This is a genomic window from Salinimonas sediminis, assembly GCF_003429285.1.
In the GTDB taxonomy this organism is placed as follows: domain Bacteria; phylum Pseudomonadota; class Gammaproteobacteria; order Enterobacterales; family Alteromonadaceae; genus Alteromonas; species Alteromonas indica.
Window position 1 is genome coordinate 1,160,117 of record NZ_CP031769.1, and the last position, 22,349, is coordinate 1,182,465.

The window sequence follows — 22,349 nt, forward strand, 5'->3', positions numbered from 1 at the left end:
GTAAAGGCGGAGCGGGGGAGATCGGCGTATCCGCCAGCTGAGTGTGTATTTTCGGTGTAAAATACGCCACACTGTAAATTCGGGTGCTAGCAATACACCATGCCTTTGCGCGGCGTAGCCTGGTTTATTTGATCCCCCTGGCATTGAGTTTACCCAGAGCGTTATCGACGTGCAGCGTAAGTCGCTACACACATACTTTATCATCGGGTGGCCAGCAAGACCGTGCCTCCGGTTTAATAATAAGACCCAGTGTTGTATGGAATCATCATTACTACCCAATATTGTCGCCTTTCTGGGGACGGTTGACCCATTTGATTTGCTGCGTGAAGAAGAACGTCATTCCCTGGCAGCCTCGGTGGATATTCTGTATCTGAAAAAGTCAGAAGCGTTACCGGGAGACCAAATAGTCGGGCAGGGGTTGTATATTGTTCGTACCGGGGCAGTGGAGCAGCGTCATCCCGATGGTAGCCTGCGCACCCGGCTGGCCGACAGTGATTTGTTCGGTTTCAGTCAGTTATACCGTTCGGGCGAATGTGGCTATTCGTTAAGTGCGATTGAAAATACCTTGCTTTATCGTATTCCAAAGCAGGTTATTCTGGATCTGATGGATAACAATCCTGGTATCCGTAATCACTTTTCTTCCCAGGAATCAGTAAGATTAGCGCATTCCTCGGTTCCTCCTGAAGGCGAAGAAGCTCAGTATTTACGTAATGTAAAAGAGGTGATGAACCGGCGCGTACCCAAAGTAAAGTGTGACACACCTATACGTGAAGTTGCACAGGTCATGACCGATATGCATCGTTCCAGCGCATTAGTATTTGAAGGGAGCGTACTGGCTGGAGTGGTAACCGACCGCGACCTGACCACCCGCGTACTGGCTACGGGAATGGATACTAGCCAGCCGGTCAGCGAGATAATGACAGAGCGCCCGCGTACGGTGCACCCTGAAGCGCCGCTGGCTCAAGCTATTGAAATTATGATGCAGCACAATGTGCGAAGTTTACCGGTAATGGAAGATGGTGAAGTGGTAGGCGTACTGACGGCTACCAGTTTGGTGGAAAACTCCCATGTGCAGGCAATTTATCTGATCAGCCAGGTATATCGGCAGAATTCTTTAAAGGATCTGATCAATCTGGTGCCGCGCCGCCAGGCTGTGTTTGAAGCGCTACAGGCAGCCCGCGTTGACGCCCGGGCAATTCAACAAATGGTCACCCTGATTGCCGATGCTTTTAACAAACGCATTTTACAGCTGGCAGAGGACAAGTTCGGGCCCGCCCCGATTCCTTACGCGTGGTTTTGTGCTGGCTCTCAGGCTCGTTTTGAAATGCACCTGGGATCTGATCAGGACAACGGCATTATTTTACAATGGGAACCTGATGCCCAGGAAGCCACTTACTTTAAAAACCTGGCCAATTACGTGTGCCAGGCCTTAGATGATTGTGGCTATCCATTGTGTAAAGGGGATGTGATGGCCAGTAATGACCGCTGGCGGGTACCTTTAGCCGTATGGCAGAATTATGTCAAACAATGGGTGGCCGAATCGGAAGCCCAAAACTTACTGGATATCACTGTATTTCTGGATCTGCGGTTTTTGTACGGCACCGAACATTTAGTGGCCGCGCTGAAGCAGTCGTTACTGGCCCGGGTGGAAGGACATCATCGGTTTTTTGCCATTATGGTAGCCAATTCCCTGCGGATTAGCCCACCCCTGGGGCTGTTTAGAAAATTTGTTCTGACCCGCGACGGCGACAACCGGCAGGTGCTTAATATTAAAAAGCAGGCGGTGAATCTGGTGGTCGATCTGGCCCGGGTCTACGCTTTGGCGGCGGGCAGTTCAGCTACCGAAACTACCCATCGGCTGCGCGATGCGGCGAACAAGAAAGTCATCAATCAAGTGCACCGGCAAGAGCTTACCGAGGCCTTTCAATTTATAAATCTTGTTCGGTTTAAACATCAAAGCGATGTGGCCAGCCACGGCGGCGTGCAAGACAACCTGATTGCGCCATCCAGCCTAACCCCTTTTGAACGCAATCATTTAAAAGATGCATTTCGGATTATTGCGCGCTATCAAGAAGCGGCGCAGCAACGATTTAACGCAGCGGGCATATTGCGATGAGCCAAGGGTTGCTGTCACGTTTTCATCCTTTACACCGAATGGAAAAACAGCGCTCCCGGGCTCTGCAAGAAGGCACTGTGCCAGCGTTGGCAAAGCCCCTGTTTGAAGCCGCCTTACCCTCGCCGGACTGCTTATTAAGTGAGGTGCAATGTGTTGTGCTGGACTTTGAAACCTCTGGCCTGGATTGTCCTAACGATGCCATTTTGTCGGTAGGAATGCTCAACCTTAATTATCCGATATTATCATTAGGCAGTGCCCAGCATTATTATGTTAAGGCGGGCCACAGTGTGGTGGCCGATACCGCGGTAATAAACCATATTGTACCTGAGACTCTGATGGGCGGTATGCCGCCTGAACAGGTCGCCGGGTTATTGGTTGACGCGTTGCAGGGGAAAGTGGTTATTGCCCATGGGGCCTGGATTGAAAAACAGTTTTTACACGCCTTGTTAGGGCTGGACGACAATACCAGTCTGCCGCTGGTGTTTTTAGATACCCTGGCCATAGAGCGCAGCATGATGGTCAATACCGGTATGGTTCGGCCTGATTTACGGCTGGCCAGTATCCGGGAGAACCGCAGCCTGCCCCCTTACCTGGCACATAACGCCTTTGCCGATGCAGTCGCTACCGGTGAATTACTGCTGGCGCAGGTGGCCGATATTTTCGGGTTGAAGCCACCCGTATTAGGGCCCTTGGTGCGCCGCTCTGCTAACTGACCCGTCCGGTCAGCCACCGGCGCTGAGCGGGTTTATAACGATCGCCCTGGGGCGGCGTTCTAAAGCAAAAAATCCTACTAACTTAGCGCGTTGATAAGCCCCGCTTTGCTCACAGACGTGTTATTATGGCGGCCATCTGCGCGCCGGCGAATGCGCCGCAGTTGAAGCAGGCATGTGAGGTTTGTAAAATAGGCAACATAGCCAATCCCAGATTATGCCTAGCTAAGCCAGATCAGGCGTAGCTGAGCCAGTTAAAAAAAACCGCAGGCTAATACTGGTATACGCCACCGTTTCGCCGGGGCGCGAGGCGGCTTAACTGAGTTGCCTGCAGCCTGACTCATACACTGCTTGGCTAACATGCCGGCAGATTACACAAACATATTACAGCGGGCCGGATGTAACCTACGCTGTTACAACCGGTTATGTTGCGCTTGTTGCACGCCTCAGTAGGCCATGGGCAATAGGACAACCGCATTAGTTACCCGCTCCGTGCGGGAACCTATTTTAGAAGAAGCAAAGAATATACATGGCAGAGAAGAATCACCTAAGCGATATCAGCAAGCGCCGCACGTTTGCCATCATCTCGCACCCGGATGCGGGTAAAACGACCATTACTGAAAAAGTCCTGTTGTTTGGCCGTGCGCTACAAAAAGCCGGTACCGTAAAAGGTAAAAAATCCGGTCAACATGCAAAGTCTGACTGGATGGAAATGGAAAAAGAGCGGGGCATCTCAGTAACCACGTCGGTCATGCAGTTTCCTTATGCCGACCACTTGGTCAATCTGCTGGATACACCAGGGCACGAAGACTTTTCAGAAGATACCTATCGTACCCTTACCGCGGTAGATTCGTGCTTGATGGTGATTGACGCGGCCAAAGGTGTTGAAGCCAGAACGCGCAAGCTGATGGAAGTGACCCGGCTACGGGATACGCCAATTATTACCTTCATGAACAAACTTGATCGGGATATTCGCGATCCGATGGAGCTACTTGACGAGGTGGAAACCGAGTTAAATATTGCCTGTGCACCCATCACCTGGCCGATTGGCAGTGGTAAAAGTTTTAAAGGCGTGTACCACCTGCATCGCGATGAAACCATCCTATATCAAAGCGGCCAGGGACACACTATTCAACCGGTGCGTATCATAAAAGGGTTGGATAACCCGGAACTGGACGGTGCGGTGGGCAGTGACCTGGCCCAGACATTACGCGATGAATTAGAGCTGGTAGTGGGCGCTTCCAATGAATTTGACCAGGAACTGTTTATGGCGGGGGAGATTACCCCGGTGTTCTTTGGTACTGCGCTGGGTAATTTCGGCGTCGACCATATGTTAGACGGTTTGGTCGAGTGGGCTCCCGCCCCCTTAGGGCGGGAAACCGAAGACGGCCGGATTGAAGCCGACGCCGCTGCGTTCAGTGGCTTTGTCTTTAAAATTCAGGCCAACATGGACCCCAAACACCGTGACCGAATCGCTTTTTGCCGGATTGTGTCAGGCAAATACGAAAAGGGTATGAAAATGAAGCATACCCGGATTGGTAAAGATGTACGCATTGCCGATGCATTGACGTTTCTGGCCGGCGACCGTGCGCTGCTTGAAGAAGCTTACGCCGGTGACATTATCGGTCTGCATAACCATGGCACTATTCGCATCGGCGACACCTTTACCGCTGGCGAGAATTTCCGGTTTACGGGTATCCCTAACTTTGCCCCGGAATTGTTCAAGCGAATTCGTCTCCGCGATCCACTTAAGCAAAAGCAGTTATTAAAAGGCCTGATTCAATTGTCAGAAGAAGGCGCGGTACAAGTCTTCAGGCCCTTGGTTAATAACGATCTGATAGTAGGTGCGGTAGGCGTACTACAGTTTGATGTGGTGGTGGCGCGTTTAAAGTCTGAATACAATGTTGAAGCTATTTATGAGCATATCAGCGTTAATACCGCACGCTGGGTGTACTCAGAGGATCCTCGTAAGCTGGACGAATTTCGACGTAAAGCCGAACACAACCTGGCCCTGGATGGCGGCGATAACCTAACGTATATCGCACCGACCATGGTAAATCTGCAATTGGCGCGCGAACGCTACCCCGACATTCAATTTACCCACACCCGGGAACATTAAGACAAGATTATGAATATACATGCATTATTGGTAAGCCGGTTTAAACAGGCTCTTGAAGCACTTGACGCAGGCGATGCGCCCATTCCGGTTTCCAGAAGTGCCCGGCCTGAATTTGGTGAATATCAGTTCAACGGCGCCATGGCTTTGGCGAAAAAGCTCAAGCAAAAACCGCGGGATATTGCCGAGCAAATTGTCGCCAAGGTAAAGCTTGATGATGTTGCCGAAAAGCTGGAAATCGCTGGCCCCGGGTTTATCAATATCCATTTAAGTGATCGCTGGTTGGCAAACCAGTGTGAGCTGGCGGTACACGACCCGCGTCTGGGCGTAGCTAAGCAGCCCACCCAGACCGTGGTAGTGGACTATTCATCCCCTAACCTGGCCAAAGAAATGCACGTGGGGCATCTACGTACCACCATTATTGGTGATAGCGTAGTAAAGCTGCTGGAATTTCTGGGTCATAAGGTTATTCGCCAAAACCACATGGGCGACTGGGGCACGCAGTTTGGTATGCTGTTGGCCCACCTCAATGATAAATTACAAAATAATCAAATGGCGGAAACCGCCTTATCTGATTTGGAAGATTTTTACCGGGAAGCCAAAGTCCGCTTTGATAATGAAACCGGTTTTGCTGACCGCGCCCGTGAATTTGTAGTGAAACTACAAGGCGGTGATGCAGCATGTCTGGCATTGTGGGATAAATTTATTGATGTATCTATTGCCCACAGCGAAGAAGTGTACGACAAGCTTAATGTCAGTCTTACCCGCGAGCACATCATGGGTGAATCTGCTTATAACCATGATCTGGCGAATGTGGTGGCTGAGCTTAAAGCCAAAGGGATTGCCGTAGAAGATCAAGGCGCGCAGGTGGTGTTTATTCCTGAGTTAGCTGATAAAGAAGGCAATCCAGCGGTCTACATCGTGCAAAAATCCGGTGGCGGTTATTTGTATGCCACCACCGATTTGGCGGCCATGCGCTACCGTAGTTCACAGCTCAATGCTGATCGTACCCTGATTTTGACTGACGCCCGGCAGGCCTTACATTTTAAACAAACCGAAATTGTCGGCCGCAAGGCGGGCTTTATGCAGCCTGAGCAAAGTTACGAACACTGCCCGTTCGGTATGATGTTAGGTAGTGACGGCAAACCCTTTAAAACGCGTACCGGTGGTACGGTGAAATTGGTTGAGTTACTTGATGAAGCGGTTGAGCGGGCGGGAAACCTGATTGCTCAGCGCGATAACGACCTAAGCGAGCAGGAGCTGGCCGAGGTGGCGCAGAAAGTGGGTATTGGCGCGGTGAAATATGCGGATTTAAGTAAGAACCGCACTACCGATTACGTATTCAACTGGGACACCATGCTCAGCTTCGAAGGCAATACCGCCCCCTACCTTCAATATGCCTTTACCCGGGTTAAGAGTATTTTCCGCAAGGCTGGTATCTCTCTTGCCGAACTACCGGTAGAGATTACCTTAGCCGCGCCCCAGGAACATGCGTTAGCGGTACAGTTGCTGCAATTTGAAGAAACCATCAACGTGGTGGCCCGTGAAGCCACACCGCATATTATGTGTACCTACCTTTATGATGTGGCCAGTGCCTTTATGCGCTTTTATGAAGCCTGCCCAATCTTGCGTGAAGACACTCCACCTGCGGTACGTAACAGTCGCTTAGCACTGGCAGCGCTGGTTTCCGGAACCATGGAACAGGGTCTGGCGTTGTTAGGTATCGAAACGCTGGAAAAAATGTAAACTGAACGCTTACAGTTTATTGTTTTCCAGTTAGTGGAATTACTAAGGGCTGTTGCTATCAACAGCCCTTTTTTATAGGGAGTGGTTATGCCATCTATTCTTGCTTTTGCGGGTAGCACCCGCCGCCAGTCGTTCAACCAGGCTATTGTCAATGTCGCTGCGCAGGGCGCGCGGGAGGCCGGGGCTGAGGTCACGGTGATTAACCTGGCTGATTATGCCATGCCGCTATTTAATGAAGACGAAGAAACTGAGCTGGGCATCCCGGAACGGGCCCAGGCGTTTAAAGAATTACTGATTCGCCACGATGGTTTTTTAATTGCCTCGCCAGAATATAACAGTAGCTATCCGGCATTGTTGAAAAATGCACTGGACTGGGCCTCGCGTAAAGGTGAGACAGAACAGGTTATGCAAGCGTATCGGGGCAAGGTTGCCGGTATTATGGCCGCTTCTTCAGGGGGCTTGGGCGGCCTGCGCGTACTGGTAACGCTACGTATGTTGTTAGAAAATATGGGCGTGCTGGTGCACCCCAATCAAAAAGCCATCGCCAAAGTGCACAGCCTGATAGGTGACGATGGCCAGATTAATGATGAAAAAACCCTGACCCAGCTTAAAAAGCTGGGCGCGGATACCGCACAGTTATGCGCTCAGGTAAACAGTAAATAAGGCGTGTAGGCCAGCCGAACAATGGCTGGCCTTACCTTAGGCTAGCTGGCGTCACCTTTAGCCGTACCGCTGGGGCCTTAAGGCGTAAATTTGTAAGCAAATTCTTTTCGCCCCGCGCTATTAAAATTTCCCCATTTTCGATACTATTCGCGGTCTTACTTTTAACCTGAATGTAGCGGATTATGTTTGAAATAAATCCTGTCCAAAACGCGATTAGTGATATCCGGGAACGCACAGAATCCCTTAGGGGGTATCTTTGACTTTGATGCAAAGTCGGAGCGTTTAGAAGAAGTTAACCGCGAGCTGGAAAGCCCGGATGTATGGAATGAGCCTGAGCGCGCCCAAGCGCTGGGGAAAGAAAAGGTGGCGCTTGAGCAGGTGGTCGACACCATCAAAAACCTTGACCAGGGCACCCAGGACGTTGAAGGCTTACTGGAGCTGGCAGTCGAAGCTGAAGACGAAGAAACCTTTGAAGAAACCAAAGTAGAGCTGGATGGCCTGATTCAGCAGCTTGAAACTCTCGAGTTTCGACGTATGTTCTCGGGGCCGAATGATGCTGCCGACTGCTATATTGATTTGCAGGCGGGCTCGGGCGGCACTGAAGCTCAGGACTGGGCTAATATGCTGTTGCGGATGTATTTGCGCTGGGGCGAAGCCCACGGTCTGAAAACGGAAATTATTGAGTTGTCTGAAGGCGAAGTGGCGGGCATAAAAAGTGCCACGGTACGCTTTGGCGGCGAGTACGCTTTTGGCTGGCTACGTACGGAAACCGGTGTTCACCGGTTGGTTCGAAAGTCACCCTTTGACTCGGGCAACCGCCGCCACACGTCGTTCTCTTCGGCCTTTGTTTATCCTGAAGTCGATGATGATATCGACATTGATATCAATCCGTCAGATCTGCGCATAGATACGTATCGCGCATCTGGTGCAGGTGGTCAGCACGTCAACCGAACAGACTCGGCCGTACGGATCACGCACGAACCTACCGGTATTGTGGTGCAGTGTCAAAATGACCGCTCGCAGCATAAAAACAAAGATCAGGCAATGAAGCAGCTTAAAGCCAAACTGCATGAATACGAGCTGCAAAAGCAAAATGCCGAAAAACAGGCGCTGGAAGACAGCAAGTCTGATATTGGCTGGGGCAGCCAGATTCGCTCCTATGTACTGGATGATTCGCGTATCAAAGATTTACGTACTGGTGTGGAAACACGCAATACGCAATCTGTATTGGACGGCGATTTAGACAAATTTATTGAAGCCAGCCTGAAGTCCGGGCTTTAACACTACAAGCGATTAGGTTATGACCGACCAACAAAACGATGAAAACCGATTAATTGCCGAGCGCCGGGCTAAACTGAGCGCAATTCGAGAAAACTGTGAATCTAATGGCTTTCCGAATAACTTTCGCCGTGAACACTATGCAGATGAACTGCAACAACAGTATGGCGAACAAGATAAAGAAACGCTGGCAGAGCAGCAGAATCAGGTCAGCATTGCTGGCCGGATAATGGCGAAACGTGGGCCATTTTTACTATTACAGGATATGAGTGGCCGGATTCAGTCCTATGCATCTAAAGATGCGCAAAAAGACATTAAGGCGCGCTATGGTTCGCTGGATATCGGAGACATTATTGGCGTATCCGGCGCGTTGCATAAATCGGGAAAAGGGGATTTGTACGTCGATATGGCAAACTATCAGCTCCTGACTAAGGCGCTGCGCCCATTGCCCGAAAAATTCCATGGCCTGAGCGATCAGGAAACCAAATATCGTCAACGTTATGTTGACTTGATTACCAGTGAAAAAACCCGTGAAACCTTTCGCATTCGTAGTGCCTTGATTAATGGTATCCGTAATTATCTGACCGAGCGCAACTTCATTGAGGTAGAAACCCCAATGTTGCAGGTGATCCCGGGCGGAGCAAGCGCTAAGCCATTTACCACGCATCATAATGCGATGGATATCGACATGTATTTGCGCATTGCGCCCGAGTTGTACCTTAAGCGCCTGGTGGTAGGTGGTTTCGAGCGGGTATTCGAGATAAACCGTAATTTCCGGAATGAAGGCTTGTCTACGCGCCATAACCCGGAATTTACCATGTTGGAATTTTATCAGGCTTATGCTGATTACCATGACCTGATGAATTTAACCGAAGACATGCTGCGCACGCTGGCGCAGGATATTTTGGGTAGCGCTAAGCTGGTGAATACCGTGCGTAATGCAGATGGTGAAGTGGTTGAAGAGAAGCATTACGACTTTGGTCAGCCCTTTGCGCGATTAAGTATGGGCGATGCCATACTTAAATACTGGCCAGACGCTAATGCCGAGGCCATCCGCGATCCGCAAAACCATTTACCAGAGCTAAAAGCGATGGCGAAGCAGTTGCATATTAAAGAGCCTGAGGTAGATGGTATTTGGGGGCCGGGTAAATACCTGTGCGAAATCTTTGAAGCCACGGCTGAAGAGCAACTGGAGCAACCTACCTTTATCACAGAGTACCCGTGGGAGGTTTCACCACTTGCGCGTCGTAATGATGCTAATCCGTTCATTACTGACCGGTTTGAGTTTTTTGTCGGCGGTCGAGAGCTGGCCAATGGCTTTAGCGAGTTAAATGATGCCGAAGACCAGGCTGAACGTTTCCGTAAGCAGGTCCAGGAAAAAGACGCTGGCGACGACGAAGCTATGCACTATGACGAAGATTATATCCGGGCCCTGGAGCACGGACTGCCTCCTACAGCAGGGCAGGGAATTGGTATCGATCGGCTGGCGATGTTGTTCACCGACAGCCCCACCATCAAGGATGTTATTTTATTTCCGCACATGAAGCCGGAAGTTCAGGAATAACGCGATTCCATTGACTTAACTTTGTTATAGAGAAAGGTATTGACGGGAACGTCGATACCTTTTTTTTCTGCCTGTTGCAGAATATAACCGTTAATTGCGGCTATTTCGGTGACCCGGTGATGCCAGATATCCTGGTGCATACTGGAATAGTTAGCGGCTGTCTTGCCTATCACCTGCTGCACATTTTCTTCAAGTAGTGCCGGGGGCAAATCCATACCACAAGCCTGTGCTACTGCCGCGGTTTCATGGCAAATATCGCTGATTTGGCCTTTAAAATTCGCCTTTTCCAGTTCACCGTTTTTCACATTGTGAATAGCGGTAAGCGGGTTAATAACAGCATTTACCGCCAGTTTTAACCATAAGCCTTTCATGATGTCCTGTTGCCAGGTAACCGGTTGCAAACATCGACTTAGCGTTTCCAATACCAGTTCACTTTGGCCGCTATGGCTATCTCGATTATCCGGTGCTTCACCCAGCACCGTACGCCCAAAACCAGTATGTTTCACCTCATGGTGATTAATTTTAATCGCGCCATGGCTGGTGGTAGCCAGATAAAGTGATTGCTTAGGCAACTCTTTACGTACGGCTTCAAACCCACCCATGCCGTTATGTATCAATAACACCGGCGTTTGTGGCGACAAGCGTGTCTGCCATTGCTTAGCAGCCTGTGCCAACTGATGTACTTTAACCGGAAGCACCAAAATATCGCGTGCGCCCAGTTGGTCGGCTACCGGCATATTGCCGCTAAGTAAAATACTTTGACCACTGTAGGTAATCAAACGTTGGGTAAGGCGCGCGGGATCGCGAGGACAAAGACTGTAGGGAATTCCATTGCGCTGAGCGTTGGCGGCCATCAATGAGCCTATGGCGCCACTACCGATTATTTGAATGCGGCTCGGTAAGGGTTGCGTCATGCATCTTTCCTGTTTAAATGTTTAGCGGGGTAGCTGGTACCCCGGCCAGTTAAGCTTTTCAACGGCGTCTATTTGTGCCAGCCATGGCATGAACCCTGGCTGATGCATAAATTCACTGGACGGAGGGCAACTTACACAAATCAGCTCATTACGGTAGGTAAACTGTAATTGCCAAGCGTGTAAATACATCCGTTCGGCGGCTGTACCCTTATACAGTACATCGCCTAGTATCGCGGTTCCAAGACTTTTTAACGCTACTCTAATCTGATGAGTTTTTCCGGTCAGCGGTTTAACCACAAAAGCGCGTAGGCCTGGCGCAATAGCCTGGCTAAAAAACTGAGTCACAGCAGGGTGTTGGGTGGAGGAAAGTAAAATGTGCTGGCCCTGACGCCGGTTTTTCATATCGCCGCTAATCGTGCCCTGTTTTTTTTTCGGTTTACCCGTAGCCAGCGCCACATAGAATTTCTGTATGCGGTGGGTGGCGAACAGTTTCCCCAAATAGGCTGCCGCAGCAGCATGCCGGGCCAGTAACAGACAGCCCGAGGTGCCATCGTCTAGCCGATGGCACAAATAGAGGGCGTCATCAGACACCAAGGGCAGAGTCCGGGCGATGATGCCAGCCTTACTGTCATGCATGGTTACCCCGGCGGGCTTATGAATAACATAAAAATCTGGGTGGGTATAAAGTAGGCTGACAGGTTCCATGGGGCCGCTATTTATTGTTCGATAATACTGATGGCTTCTTCATAATCCAATTCATCAATAGCCTCTCTCACAGCTTGTTGTTGTGGTTCGGCTAATGATAAGGCCGCCAGCCAAGTGTCCAGTTGATCCTGCAGGATAAACTCATGTTGACGTAATGCGCTAAGCAACGCTTGCTTACTGGTGTCATCAACAGGGACTGCAGGGCTTACCCGGGCAGGATCATGCTCGTCAATAAATGCAATTGTCTGCTGATGAGCCCGGGCAAACGACGCCATATTGTCTGGTTCAGCATGGTTGTTTTTTAGCTGATTTTCACATTCTCGGGCTTCTTCGAACAGCGCATTGCAACCAAGGTTGCCAGCGACGCCCTTTAACGTGTGTATCAAAATACGGGCCTGTTCCCAGTCATTTCGAGCAAAAGCATCATCAAGCTGAGACGGCAGTTGGCGGTATTCATTGGCAAATTTATGCAACAATTTAAATAGCAATTCACGGTTACCGCTCAACTGCGAAAGGCCAAAATCCAAATCAATAATTTGTGTCGTACTGTTCATGGTGGTTCCTTATACCGTGTGATCAAATTGTAGGGCAAGCCAAAGGCAATTGATACATATTAGGCCAGATGTACTTAGGTCATTTACCTGATATTCTGGTAGTCTGACGACAAGTATGGTCAAAATAGCCTTATTGCGATAAACATTAGGCTAAGCTGGCGGTATGGTTTGCTATCGCAGATAGCTGATAACCACCCAAAATAAGATTATAGATAATAGACAATAAATAATAAAAGGAAGTGTGATGTCAGTACGCCTCTTCGCCCAGGCCGTGGTGTCTATTGCCAGCATATTGCTGGTAAGCGCGTGTCAGCAATCGAATCCCTCAACTACCACGGGCGCAGATACTCAGCAATCCGCTGCCGAACAGACTGAACAGCTGGCCATCCCTTATGAAAAATATCAGCTTGAAAATGGCCTGACGGTTATTTTACATGAGGATAATTCAGATCCTCTGGTGCATGTAGATGTGACTTATCATGTAGGCTCAGCACGGGAAGATATTGGTAAATCAGGCTTTGCACACTTCTTCGAGCATATGATGTTTCAAGGCTCACAAAATGTTGCAGACGAACAACATTTTAAAATCATCACAGAGTCAGGCGGTAATTTAAACGGCTCAACGAATACCGATCGCACCAATTACTATGAAACAGTGCCAGCAAACCAACTTGAAAAAGTATTATGGCTGGAAGCTGACCGCATGGGTTTTTTGTTAGATGCGGTGGACCAAAAAAAGTTTGAAAACCAACGTGAAACCGTAAAAAACGAACGGGGCCAGCGTATTGATAACCAGCCTTATGGGTTGCGCGAAGAGCGCACCGCCGAAGCTCTGTATCCCCCCGGTCATCCTTATTCATGGCTGCCGATTGGCTATGTGGAAGATTTGGACCGGGTAAACGTGAACGACCTGAAAGCCTTTTTTAAACGGTGGTACGGGCCTAACAATGCAGTTCTGACCATCGGTGGTGATATAGATACAGCGGCCACCAAACGCTGGGTGGAAAAATATTTTGGCCCGATAGCCAAAGGACCGGCGGTAGCCGATCCACAGCCTGAGCCGGTTAGCCTTGAGCAAAACCGCTATATTACGCTGGAAGATAATATCCATCTGCCCTTACTACAAATTACCTTTCCCACTGTTTATGCACGCCATCCAGATGAAGCGCCACTTGATGTATTGGCTGATATTCTGGGCGGAGGTAAAACCTCTTTATTTTATAAAAATCTAGTTAAATCGGGTATGGCGGTCCAGGCATCAGTAGGGCATCCATGCCGCGAGCTGGCATGTGAATTTCAGCTATTGGCCTTAGCTAACCCTTCCAGTACCCAGTCATTAGCCCAGTTAGAGCAAGTGGTAAGCAAAACGTTGCGCGAATTTGAGGAGCGTGGCGTGATGCCTGATGATTTAAAACGTACCAAAGCCTCAATTGAAGCTTCTACGGTATTCGGCTTACAAAGTGTGGCGGGAAAAGTGTCGTCGCTGGCTGCCGGGCAAACATTTGAAAACCAACCGGATCTGGTAGGCGAAGATATTAAGCGTTACAACGGCGTAACGGCAAAAGATGTGATGCGGGTGTATACACGCTATATCAAACAGGGTCACGGGGTGTATCTAAGTATTGTTCCCCAGGGCAGGACCGAACAGGCGGTTAAACCCCAGGATTTTGAGTTTTCTGCACGGGTCATTCCGCAGGAACTGGATACAGTAGATGATAAGGTCACCGCGCCGGCGGTTAATGATACGTTTGATCGCGCCGTGGTGCCCCCTGCCGGTTCGGTACCTATTGTCGAAGTCCCTGATTACTGGCAAACCACATTGCCTGGTGATATTACCTTATTGGGGGTAACAAACGCCGAAACACCTACCGTTACATTTACGCTGAATATGGACGGCGGCATGCTGTTAGACCCAGCAGGTAAAGCTGGTACTGCCTATCTTACAGCGCTCATGATGAATGAGTCTACGGCGCACTTTACCAACGAACAAATTGCCAACGAACTGGCTAAATTAGGCAGTTCCGTGCGTTTTAATGCAAATGGTCGCTACACGCAAATTTATGTTTCAAGCCTGACTAAAAACCTTACCGCTACATTAGCGCTGCTCGAAGAAAAGCTGTTTCACCCGGCGTTCTCGCCGGCTGATTTTGACCGCATGAAAGAGCGGGTGATACAAAGTATGCAGCAGCAGCTAAAAAATCCCTCGGCGTTGGCTAGCCGCGCCCGGGATCTCATTTTATTTGGGTCAGAAAACCGTGTCAGTTATCCAGACGAAGGCACGCTTGACACCATCGCCAGGGTAACCTTGGAAGATGTAAAAGCATTTTATCAAGCCTATTATACGGCCAGTAAGGCGCACGCCGTTGTGGTGAGTGACCTTGATAGCCAGCAAGTAGTGCAAGCATTTTCGTTTTTAACCGACTTACCCCGTAAGGACTATAGCTTTAGCCCGTACGCAGAATTTCCGGACTACGCTGAGCAAAGCATTTTTCTGATTGATAATCCTGGCAGCGTACAAACGGCTGTGTATCTGGCCAAACGCGGTCCTAAATTTGACGCCACCGGAGAGTACTTTAAATCACGGTTAATGAACTTTCCGCTAGGCGGCGCGTTTAATAGCCGGATTAATTTAAACCTACGTGAAGACAAAGGCTATACCTACGGAGCATCCAGTGGTTTTGCTGGCGGTAAGACGCTGGGCTGGTTTGAGGTGAATGCCGATTTAAACTGGCAAAGTACGGCAGACGGTATCACTGAAATGCTTAAGGAAATTAAACAGTATAAAGCACAAGGTATTACCGATCAGGAACTGACTTTTATGCGTAATGCCTATACGCTTAGCGACGCGCTTGATTATGAGACGCCCGGCAGTAAGGTACGTTTTCTCAGCCAGCTACTGGCCTATGATTTGCCGAAAAATTACCGGCAAAAACAGCTGGATATTATTAAACATATCAGCGCAGAGGAAATCAATGCCCTGGCGGCCGCGCAATTGAATCCCGATGAGCTGCAAATTATTGTGGTTGGCGATAAACAAAAAATTCTGGAACAATTGGAAAGCCTGGGCCGCCCGGTAGTTGAGCTTTCCCTACAAGATGAAACGCGCCGCCAGTTAACACCTTAATTACCCGGTTCATCGTATAGTTCGATGAACCCTGATTGATTTATCAATGCCACGCCGCATGTAGGCAAAGCATTTTAATAAACGGATGATGATTTGACCGTGACTCAACACAATTTCGAGCAGCGTCTGGCTGCATTGCAAGCGCCTGAATTCGCCCAGAGTTTAACTCAGCTAAAACGCGGAGTAGAACGTGAAGGGTTGAGGATTAAAGGCAGTGGGGCACTGTCGCAGGCAGCTCACCCCCGCGCACTTGGTTCGGCTCTTACGCACGAAAGCATTACGACTGATTTTTCTGAGTCGCTGCTGGAATTTATTACCCCGCCGGCCGATACGTCAGAGACGACCGTAGAGCAACTAAACGACATCCACAAATTTGTTATGAGTCACATTGGTGATGAAATGTTGTGGCCCATGAGTATGCCCTGTTTTGTTGACGATGAGGACAGTATTCCCATTGCCAATTTTGGTAGCTCAAATGTAGGTAAAATGAAGCAGGTTTACCGAATCGGTTTGAAAAACCGTTACGGCAGCATGATGCAGGCTATCTCGGGTGTACATTTTAACTTCTCATTGCCGGACTCTTTCTGGCCGCTATGGGCAAAATTGCACAATAATACGCCTGGCCAAGATCAAATCAACGACGATTACTTGGCCTTGATACGCAATTACCGCCGCACCTGTTGGCTCATTCCATTCCTGTTTGGCGCATCGCCTGCGTTATGTAGCTCGTTTTTGAAAGGTAAGAAGCATCAACTGCCCTTTAAAAAAGTGGGTAAAGGCACTTTCTATTTACCTTACGCCACCTCGCTGCGCATGAGTGATTTGGGGTATACCAATGCAGAACAATCAGCGCTGCAAATTTGTTACAACAAATTAGATAACTATGTACGTTTACTGCGTGAAGCAATGCAAACGCCGTCTACCCGATTTTCCCGTTTCGCCGCGGGTGAAGATGGCCACTGGCAACAGTTAAGCAATAATATATTGCAGATAGAAAATGAGCTGTATTCACCCATACGGCCTAAACAACCCACCTTGCCAAAAGAAAAACCCAGTGATGCGCTTGTGCGCCGGGGTATCAGTTATATTGAGGTGCGGGCGTTAGATATTAACCCGTTTAGCGCTATTGGGATTGACGGCGAACAGATGGATTTTCTGGATGTATACCTGATGACCTGTTTGCTGATGCCCAGTGAAGAGTTAACTTTGTCATCCATTGAAACTGCCCGGGACAACATGAACAAGGTGGTACTAGAAGGCAGAAACCCTGATTTGATGCTGGATAACGAGGGCGTCGAGGTATCCATGCAGCAATGGGGCGCAGAACTGTTTGATAAGTTCGAACAGGTGGCTGCACTGTTAGATAAGGCAAATAAAACCGCCAAGTACAGTGACGCGGTGAACGCGCAGCGGGCTAAATTGAACGATCCTGCGCAAACGCCTTCGGGTAAAATAATGCAAATTCTGCTGGAAGATGATGCGGATAATTCTGCATTGGGTTTGCTATTGGCAAAAGAGTACGCGCAGTCGTATCAAAATCTGGCCTATACTCATCATAATGAAGCGGATTTCATTAAGATGGCAGAGCAGTCATTACAGGCTCAGCAAGAGATAGAAGCGGCGGATGATAAGGACTTTGAAACTTATATTCGTGATTATTATAACGAACCACCGGCGAAAAAAAACGCCTGACATCAGTCAGGCGTTGAAAGCGTTCCAGGGAAACACACATTTTGCTAGAACACTTATTTGGACACGAGATGTCAAGAAAGTTCAAACGAGTTTGCAGATTTTTAATCATAAGCGGCTTAGGGCCGTTTTTTATGATGGGCTGTGCTACTGCACCACCTAAAGATATCAGCAATATTTGTGAAATTTTTTACGAAAAGGATGACTGGTACGACGCTGCTGAGCAGTCACGGGAGAAATGGGGGGTGCCTATTCATGTGCCCATGGCGATGATGTATCAGGAAAGCTCATTTCGTCATAATGCCTTGCCGCCGCGCGATTATGTATTTTTTGGTTTAATTCCGTGGGGCAGAGTCAGTTCAGCTTATGGCTATTCCCAGGCTAAAACAGTAACCTGGAACGACTATGTGCGCGAAACCGGCAATAGCTGGGCAGACCGCGACGATTTTGATGATGCCATGGATTTTATGGGTTGGTTTATTTATAAAGCCTACCTGATAAATGGTACCTCAAAATGGGATGCTTATGGGCAATACCTGAATTACCACGAAGGGTGGGGCGGCTTTAAGCGCAAAAGTTACAACCGGAAACCCTGGCTTAAAAAAGTGGCGGCGAAGGTGAAATCGCGTTCATTACGTTATGCCACTCAGCTCAAAACGTGTGAAGAAGACCTACAAAAGAATTGGTTCTGGAAACTGTTTAGTTAAGCTGTTTACAGCAAGCCATTGCGAATAATACCGGTAAGGTTTATTGCTGACACTGAGGAAAAATGGTTGGGCAGGCGCACCACACACCTGCCCAACACCGACGCCAAGCCAAGACCGTTAAATCACCCAACGTCGAACAGGCAAAATCAGGTTAGTGCAAATGATAATGATTTGCAATAACATAATTGGATTAATCTGCTGTTTTTTTATCCCCTATTGCTTTTTAGTCAGTTTGCTGATGATTCATTGACCCAGATCACGTCGTTAATCTGGCATTCAGGCGATACTGTGGGCACGTCGATATTCCCATTAATGTTGTGGGAATAAGGAGCCAATGTCAGGGGAATAGTATGTTGATATCAATGCTGAACGATCCGGTAGTGTGGGGCTCGTTATTTGGCATAGCGCTGATTGTGGGACTAATGGGGTATTATGCCTGGCTGATAGTCCGCAATACGCAGCATAAGCGATGACCCGCCACGCGCTATTTAAAGCCGGTAGGCTCGGCAGTTTCCAGTAGCACCAATAACGCTCCTTGCCCGCCATATTCCAACGGAGCCTGATGAAACGCCATAACATGGGGGTGTTGCACTAATAAATGGGGTAACGTACCTTTTAGTATTCCTGAGCCAATACCATGCACCACACCCACACAGTCGATCAGTTGCTTATGGGCGGTATGTATCAGTGCGCTCAGTTCCAGCTTAGCGGTTTCGCGGGTCAGACCATGCAAGTCCAAGATAAGCTCTGGGTAATAGTTGCCCCGGCGAAGTTGCTTAAGATAATGCGTTGAGACATCTTCACGGCAATAACGTACGGGCCCTTCATCAGGCAACGCCGCCTGATAAATATCGGAAAATGCAAAACTGGCTGACGCTTGCTTGTGCTGTTGAGTGGCGGTGCGCTGCACGCGTTTTTTTTCATTCCGGCGGGCGTGTTTGTCGGGGCTTATTTTATCCTGCTGTAATGGCTTTACCGCACCCATGGTTTCTCTAAATAAGGCGAAATCGTCCTCCTGAGAAGCTTGCCCGGTATTTTTTTCAGCCATATCTACCTCTGTGCAGAGCGCCATTTACTGCAGGCGCTACCATTTTGTTCAGCTTCTTGCTGTGGGATGTGTGATGTCAAATTAGTCATGGGCGAGCCCGCTATCTTTGGGTATGATACCAGCTTTAATTTAGTGGATGTACCGGGTGCCTGATGACAGACAAAATTTATCTGGATGAAGCGATAAACGACCTGCATAGTATTTTGGATATGGTGCGCTGGTCGGTAAGCCGATTTAACGACGCGCAGTTGTATTTCGGCCATGGCACCGATAATGCGTGGGATGAAGCCGTCTCGCTGGTACTTTATGGTTTGCATTTACCGCAAGATATGGCGGCCCAAACGGGAGAAGGCTTGTTTAATGCCCGTCTTACCCGTAGCGAACGGGAAATGGTTGCTGAGCTGGTGCTAAAGCGGGTACAAACGCGCCTGCCATTACCTTATATCACCAATGAAGCCTGGTTTTGTGGGTTACCGTTTTATGTTGACGAACGGGTATTGATTCCCCGTTCGCCGTTTGCCGAACTTATCGAGACGCGATTTGCGCCGTTCGTGGAGCAAACGCCTTCAACTATTCTTGATATGTGTACCGGCGGGGGCTGTATTGCCATCGCGCTGGCTCACCAGTTTGAGCTGGCACATGTCGATGCGGTCGATATTAGCTCAGATGCCCTGGCGGTGGCCGATATGAACATTCAGGAGCATCAGTTAACAGATCGGGTTTACCCGATAGCCTCGGATTTATTTACCAGCCTGCAAGGCCAGAAATACGACCTGATAGTTTCGAATCCGCCTTATGTTGATGCTGAAGATATGGCAGACTTGCCTGCAGAATATCAACACGAGCCGGAGCTAGCGCTTGCCTCTGGCAATGACGGTCTTGATTTAGTCGAAATCATGCTTAAGCAAGCGGTAGATTATATGACGCAAGACGCCTGGTTATTTGTTGAGGTGGGAAATAGTGAGGTGCATATGCAACACCGCTTTCCTGGCCTTGAGGTACACTGGCTGACATTTGAAAATGGTGGTCACGGAATTTTTGCGGTCTCCAGACAGGTACTGGCGCAATACTGGAATACAGAGGATTAACAGCAAATTATGTCAGGAAACAGCATTGGCAAATTGTTCACCGTTACTACATTCGGTGAAAGTCATGGTATCGCGATCGGCGGGATTATCGATGGATGTCCCCCAGGTATGGCGCTTAGCGAAAGTGATCTCCAAGGCGATTTAGATCGGCGAAAACCCGGTACTTCACGCTATACCACCGCTCGACGTGAAGATGATGAAGTCCAGATTCTATCCGGGGTGTTTGAAGGGAAGACTACCGGTACCAGTATCGGTTTGCTGATTAAAAACAAAGATCAGCGAAGTCAGGATTATTCAGATATTAAAGATCGCTTTCGCCCCGGTCATGCAGATTACACGTATCAGCAAAAATATGGCGCCCGCGACTATCGCGGCGGTGGACGCTCCTCGGCACGGGAAACCGCCATTCGGGTGGCCGCAGGCGGAATTGCGAAAAAGTACCTAAAAGAACAGTTTGGTATTGAAATACATGGCTATATGTCGCAGCTTGGCCCGATTAAAATAGATAAAGTGGATCCGGCCGTCACCAATACAAACCCGTTCTTTTGTCCCGATGCTGACAAACTGGATGCGTTAGACAGCTATATGCGGGATTTGAAAAAATCCGGCGACTCTATCGGCGCGAAAGTGTCAGTGATCGCTAGCGGTGTACCCCTGGGCCTGGGCGAACCGGTATTCGACCGGCTCGATGCAGATATTGCCAGCGCCATGATGGGCATTAATGCCGTAAAAGGCGTGGAGATAGGCGATGGCTTTGCCGTGATCGAACAAAAAGGCAGTGAACATCGCGATGCGCTGACGCCCCAGGGGTTTGCCACTAATCATGCCGGCGGTATTTTAGGCGGTATCTCTTCTGGTCAGGATGTTATTGTGCATATGGCCTTAAAACCTACATCCAGTATCTCTGTGCCGGGTAAAACCATTGATGTTGATGGAAATGAAATCGACATTATTACCAAAGGCCGTCACGATCCTTGCGTGGGTATTCGTGCGGTACCTATTGCTGAAGCAATGCTGGCGATAACCCTGATGGATCACTGTCTGCGTCACCGGGCGCAAAATGCGCAGGTGCACAGCCAAACGCCAGACATAGCCGGGAAGGCAGAGTAACGGCTGATGAATAATGCGGTCCAGGGAAGGGCCCCAGCCCATCAAAAGGGTAACTTTATCCTATTGGCGCTTACCTATTGGCTCTATTTTGGCCAGTTGGGTGTGCTGGGACCTTATCTGGGGATTTTTCTAGATGGCCGGGGCTTTGATTCGGCTGCTATCGGTAACCTGTTTGCGATTATAACACTCTCGCGTATTGTGGGGCCTTCGCTGTGGGCTACGTTAGCCGATAAAACCGGTAAAGCGGTACAGGTGTTACGGCTCGGGTGTTTACTCAGCGCCGTATGTTTTATAGCCATTTTTTACGTGACCAGTTTCTGGGGCGTGGCGTTGGCATTTGGCATGATGATGATGTTCTGGACGGCGGTGCTACCGCAATTGGAAGTCATTACTATGCAGGCGGTGGCACCTACTACTACCAGCTACGGTAAAATTCGCTGCTGGGGAAGTATCGGTTTTATTGTACTTACGGTTGGGGTGGGCTGGGCGCTGGACAGTTACTCTACCGAAACCCCCGTTTACGTTAGCATGGCCTTACTTACAGCATTGTTTTTTGCTGGCCTGCTCATTGTGCAACCCCCGCTACAGCGCGCACATGCAGAAGGGCGGGGGTCGCTTTGGCATTATGCTGCGCAACGGCCCTTTGTAATATTTTTAATTAGCGCCACATTATTGCAAATTAGCTTTGGCCCTTATTATGGCTTTTTTGCTTTGTATATGCGGGACCTGGCGTATACCGGCCAACAAACTGGCTTGTTGATCGCGTTGGGTGTGGCGGCAGAAGTCGTCATATTTTTGTTGGCGCAGCGACTCATTCGTCGCTTTGGCGTATGGTGGTTGTTGATGGCGTGCATGCTGTTAACCGCTTTTCGCTGGTATGCTTTAGCCGCGTGGGCGGCTCAGCCCGAGATAGTCGTGGTGGTCCAGTTAATACACGCGCTCAGTTTTGGGTTAGCGCATGCTGCTTCAGTGCATTTTATTCACCATTTCTTACCCGCTCATTACCATAGCCGCGGACAGGCATTATATATTTCTGTAGCCTTTGGCTTTGGTGGCGCGCTGGGTAATTATGGTGCGGGGCAATTGTGGGATCAGGGAGCGAATGCGTACGGTGCCTTTGCTTTAGCTGCGGCATTTTGTTTGGCTGGTGGGATAGCGTTACTGTTCAGCCGCCCCGCCGTAATGGATAATAACGCCACGCCCATACACGAATAGAC

At 49.2% G+C, this 22,349-nt stretch carries 18 protein-coding genes; 14 read left to right on the forward strand and 4 right to left on the reverse strand.

Annotated features, from left to right (window positions below; translation table 11 throughout):
- Nucleotides 1–256: 256 nt before the first annotated feature.
- From D0Y50_RS05260 to lysS, 7 genes are all read left to right on the forward strand, one after another.
- On the forward strand, nt 257–2,116 hold the full coding sequence (locus D0Y50_RS05260) for a DUF294 nucleotidyltransferase-like domain-containing protein (protein ID WP_117315837.1): 1,860 nt from the start codon (nt 257–259) through the stop codon (nt 2,114–2,116).
- Nucleotides 2,113–2,829, forward strand: coding sequence for an exonuclease domain-containing protein (locus D0Y50_RS05265; RefSeq protein ID WP_117315839.1), 717 nt, complete (start codon nt 2,113–2,115; stop codon nt 2,827–2,829). Before D0Y50_RS05260 ends, D0Y50_RS05265 begins: the two co-directional genes overlap by 4 nt.
- A 526-nt stretch (nt 2,830–3,355) precedes the next feature.
- Nucleotides 3,356–4,945: a peptide chain release factor 3 gene (gene prfC / locus D0Y50_RS05270; protein ID WP_117315841.1), complete on the forward strand. Its 1,590-nt coding sequence runs from the start codon at nt 3,356–3,358 to the stop codon at nt 4,943–4,945.
- Between the two features lie 9 nt (nt 4,946–4,954).
- Nucleotides 4,955–6,688 (forward strand): arginine--tRNA ligase, encoded by a 1,734-nt coding sequence (argS, locus tag D0Y50_RS05275; RefSeq protein WP_117315843.1) that lies wholly within the window; start codon nt 4,955–4,957, stop codon nt 6,686–6,688.
- An 87-nt stretch (nt 6,689–6,775) separates the two neighbouring features.
- Nucleotides 6,776–7,351, forward strand: a complete 576-nt coding sequence (locus tag D0Y50_RS05280; RefSeq protein WP_108566456.1) for an NADPH-dependent FMN reductase — start codon at nt 6,776–6,778, stop codon at nt 7,349–7,351.
- 182 nt (nt 7,352–7,533) lie between these two features.
- A protein-coding gene (gene prfB / locus D0Y50_RS05285) for a peptide chain release factor 2 (RefSeq protein WP_108566457.1) occupies nt 7,534–8,632 on the forward strand; the annotation gives its coding sequence in 2 pieces (ribosomal slippage) (nt 7,534–7,608 and nt 7,610–8,632; 1,098 coding nt in all).
- 19 nt (nt 8,633–8,651) lie between these two features.
- Nucleotides 8,652–10,193: a lysine--tRNA ligase gene (lysS, locus tag D0Y50_RS05290; RefSeq protein WP_108566458.1), complete on the forward strand. Its 1,542-nt coding sequence runs from the start codon at nt 8,652–8,654 to the stop codon at nt 10,191–10,193.
- Here the strand turns inward: lysS and D0Y50_RS05295 are convergent.
- From D0Y50_RS05295 to D0Y50_RS05305, 3 genes are read right to left on the reverse strand one after another with little or no spacing between them, the layout of a single operon-like run.
- A complete protein-coding gene (locus tag D0Y50_RS05295; protein WP_117315845.1) occupies nt 10,184–11,107 on the reverse strand; it encodes a ketopantoate reductase family protein in 924 nt (307 codons plus the stop codon). The genes lysS and D0Y50_RS05295 overlap by 10 nt on opposite strands.
- 21 nt (nt 11,108–11,128) lie before the next feature.
- The gene (locus tag D0Y50_RS05300) at nt 11,129–11,812 is read right to left on the reverse strand and encodes a TIGR01621 family pseudouridine synthase (RefSeq protein ID WP_117315847.1); all 684 of its coding nucleotides are present in this window, start codon (nt 11,810–11,812) and stop codon (nt 11,129–11,131) included.
- A gap of 11 nt (nt 11,813–11,823) precedes the next feature.
- Entirely contained in the window at nt 11,824–12,366 is a 543-nt protein-coding gene (locus D0Y50_RS05305) for an Hpt domain-containing protein (protein ID WP_117315849.1), read from the reverse strand.
- Nucleotides 12,367–12,610: 244 nt separating this feature from the next.
- On the opposite strand from D0Y50_RS05305, the gene D0Y50_RS05310 reads away from it, so the two are divergent.
- The 4 genes from D0Y50_RS05310 (at nt 12,611) to D0Y50_RS05325 (ending at nt 18,359) form a co-directional block, all read left to right on the forward strand.
- The gene (locus tag D0Y50_RS05310) at nt 12,611–15,490 is read left to right on the forward strand and encodes a M16 family metallopeptidase (RefSeq protein ID WP_117315851.1); all 2,880 of its coding nucleotides are present in this window, start codon (nt 12,611–12,613) and stop codon (nt 15,488–15,490) included.
- A 93-nt stretch (nt 15,491–15,583) separates the two neighbouring features.
- Nucleotides 15,584–17,182, forward strand: coding sequence for a glutamate--cysteine ligase (gene gshA, locus D0Y50_RS05315; RefSeq protein ID WP_108566463.1), 1,599 nt, complete (start codon nt 15,584–15,586; stop codon nt 17,180–17,182).
- Nucleotides 17,183–17,250: 68 nt separating this feature from the next.
- Entirely contained in the window at nt 17,251–17,886 is a 636-nt protein-coding gene (locus D0Y50_RS05320) for a transglycosylase SLT domain-containing protein (RefSeq protein ID WP_117315853.1), read from the forward strand.
- Nucleotides 17,887–18,236: 350 nt separating this feature from the next.
- Nucleotides 18,237–18,359 (forward strand): DUF3149 domain-containing protein, encoded by a 123-nt coding sequence (locus D0Y50_RS05325; protein WP_114332867.1) that lies wholly within the window; start codon nt 18,237–18,239, stop codon nt 18,357–18,359.
- Nucleotides 18,360–18,370: 11 nt separating this feature from the next.
- Here D0Y50_RS05325 and smrB read toward each other — a convergent pair whose 3' ends face one another.
- Nucleotides 18,371–18,934 (reverse strand): endonuclease SmrB, encoded by a 564-nt coding sequence (gene smrB / locus D0Y50_RS05330; protein WP_108566627.1) that lies wholly within the window; start codon nt 18,932–18,934, stop codon nt 18,371–18,373.
- A gap of 152 nt (nt 18,935–19,086) precedes the next feature.
- Between smrB and prmB the strand changes: the two genes are divergently transcribed.
- Genes prmB through D0Y50_RS05345 form a run of 3 tightly spaced genes read left to right on the forward strand, consistent with a single transcriptional unit; the run spans nt 19,087 to nt 22,347 of the window.
- The gene (gene prmB, locus D0Y50_RS05335; RefSeq protein WP_108566465.1) at nt 19,087–20,022 is read left to right on the forward strand and encodes a 50S ribosomal protein L3 N(5)-glutamine methyltransferase; all 936 of its coding nucleotides are present in this window, start codon (nt 19,087–19,089) and stop codon (nt 20,020–20,022) included.
- A gap of 9 nt (nt 20,023–20,031) precedes the next feature.
- On the forward strand, nt 20,032–21,132 hold the full coding sequence (gene aroC / locus D0Y50_RS05340) for a chorismate synthase (protein ID WP_117315855.1): 1,101 nt from the start codon (nt 20,032–20,034) through the stop codon (nt 21,130–21,132).
- Between the two features lie 6 nt (nt 21,133–21,138).
- Nucleotides 21,139–22,347 (forward strand): MFS transporter, encoded by a 1,209-nt coding sequence (locus tag D0Y50_RS05345; RefSeq protein ID WP_117315857.1) that lies wholly within the window; start codon nt 21,139–21,141, stop codon nt 22,345–22,347.
- Nucleotides 22,348–22,349 lie beyond the last annotated feature (2 nt).

Coding starts and splice junctions, on each gene's coding strand:
- aroC (WP_117315855.1), top strand. CDS start 20,032: ATGTCAGGAAACAGCATTGGCAAATTGTTCACCGTTACTACATTCGGT.
- prfC (WP_117315841.1), top strand. CDS start 3,356: ATGGCAGAGAAGAATCACCTAAGCGATATCAGCAAGCGCCGCACGTTT.
- D0Y50_RS05345 (WP_117315857.1), top strand. CDS start 21,139: ATGAATAATGCGGTCCAGGGAAGGGCCCCAGCCCATCAAAAGGGTAAC.
- D0Y50_RS05305 (WP_117315849.1), bottom strand. CDS start 12,366: ATGAACAGTACGACACAAATTATTGATTTGGATTTTGGCCTTTCGCAG.
- D0Y50_RS05295 (WP_117315845.1), bottom strand. CDS start 11,107: ATGACGCAACCCTTACCGAGCCGCATTCAAATAATCGGTAGTGGCGCC.
- D0Y50_RS05320 (WP_117315853.1), top strand. CDS start 17,251: ATGTCAAGAAAGTTCAAACGAGTTTGCAGATTTTTAATCATAAGCGGC.
- lysS (WP_108566458.1), top strand. CDS start 8,652: ATGACCGACCAACAAAACGATGAAAACCGATTAATTGCCGAGCGCCGG.
- D0Y50_RS05260 (WP_117315837.1), top strand. CDS start 257: ATGGAATCATCATTACTACCCAATATTGTCGCCTTTCTGGGGACGGTT.
- D0Y50_RS05310 (WP_117315851.1), top strand. CDS start 12,611: ATGTCAGTACGCCTCTTCGCCCAGGCCGTGGTGTCTATTGCCAGCATA.
- argS (WP_117315843.1), top strand. CDS start 4,955: ATGAATATACATGCATTATTGGTAAGCCGGTTTAAACAGGCTCTTGAA.
- prmB (WP_108566465.1), top strand. CDS start 19,087: ATGACAGACAAAATTTATCTGGATGAAGCGATAAACGACCTGCATAGT.
- smrB (WP_108566627.1), bottom strand. CDS start 18,934: ATGGCTGAAAAAAATACCGGGCAAGCTTCTCAGGAGGACGATTTCGCC.
- D0Y50_RS05325 (WP_114332867.1), top strand. CDS start 18,237: ATGTTGATATCAATGCTGAACGATCCGGTAGTGTGGGGCTCGTTATTT.
- D0Y50_RS05280 (WP_108566456.1), top strand. CDS start 6,776: ATGCCATCTATTCTTGCTTTTGCGGGTAGCACCCGCCGCCAGTCGTTC.
- D0Y50_RS05265 (WP_117315839.1), top strand. CDS start 2,113: ATGAGCCAAGGGTTGCTGTCACGTTTTCATCCTTTACACCGAATGGAA.
- D0Y50_RS05300 (WP_117315847.1), bottom strand. CDS start 11,812: ATGGAACCTGTCAGCCTACTTTATACCCACCCAGATTTTTATGTTATT.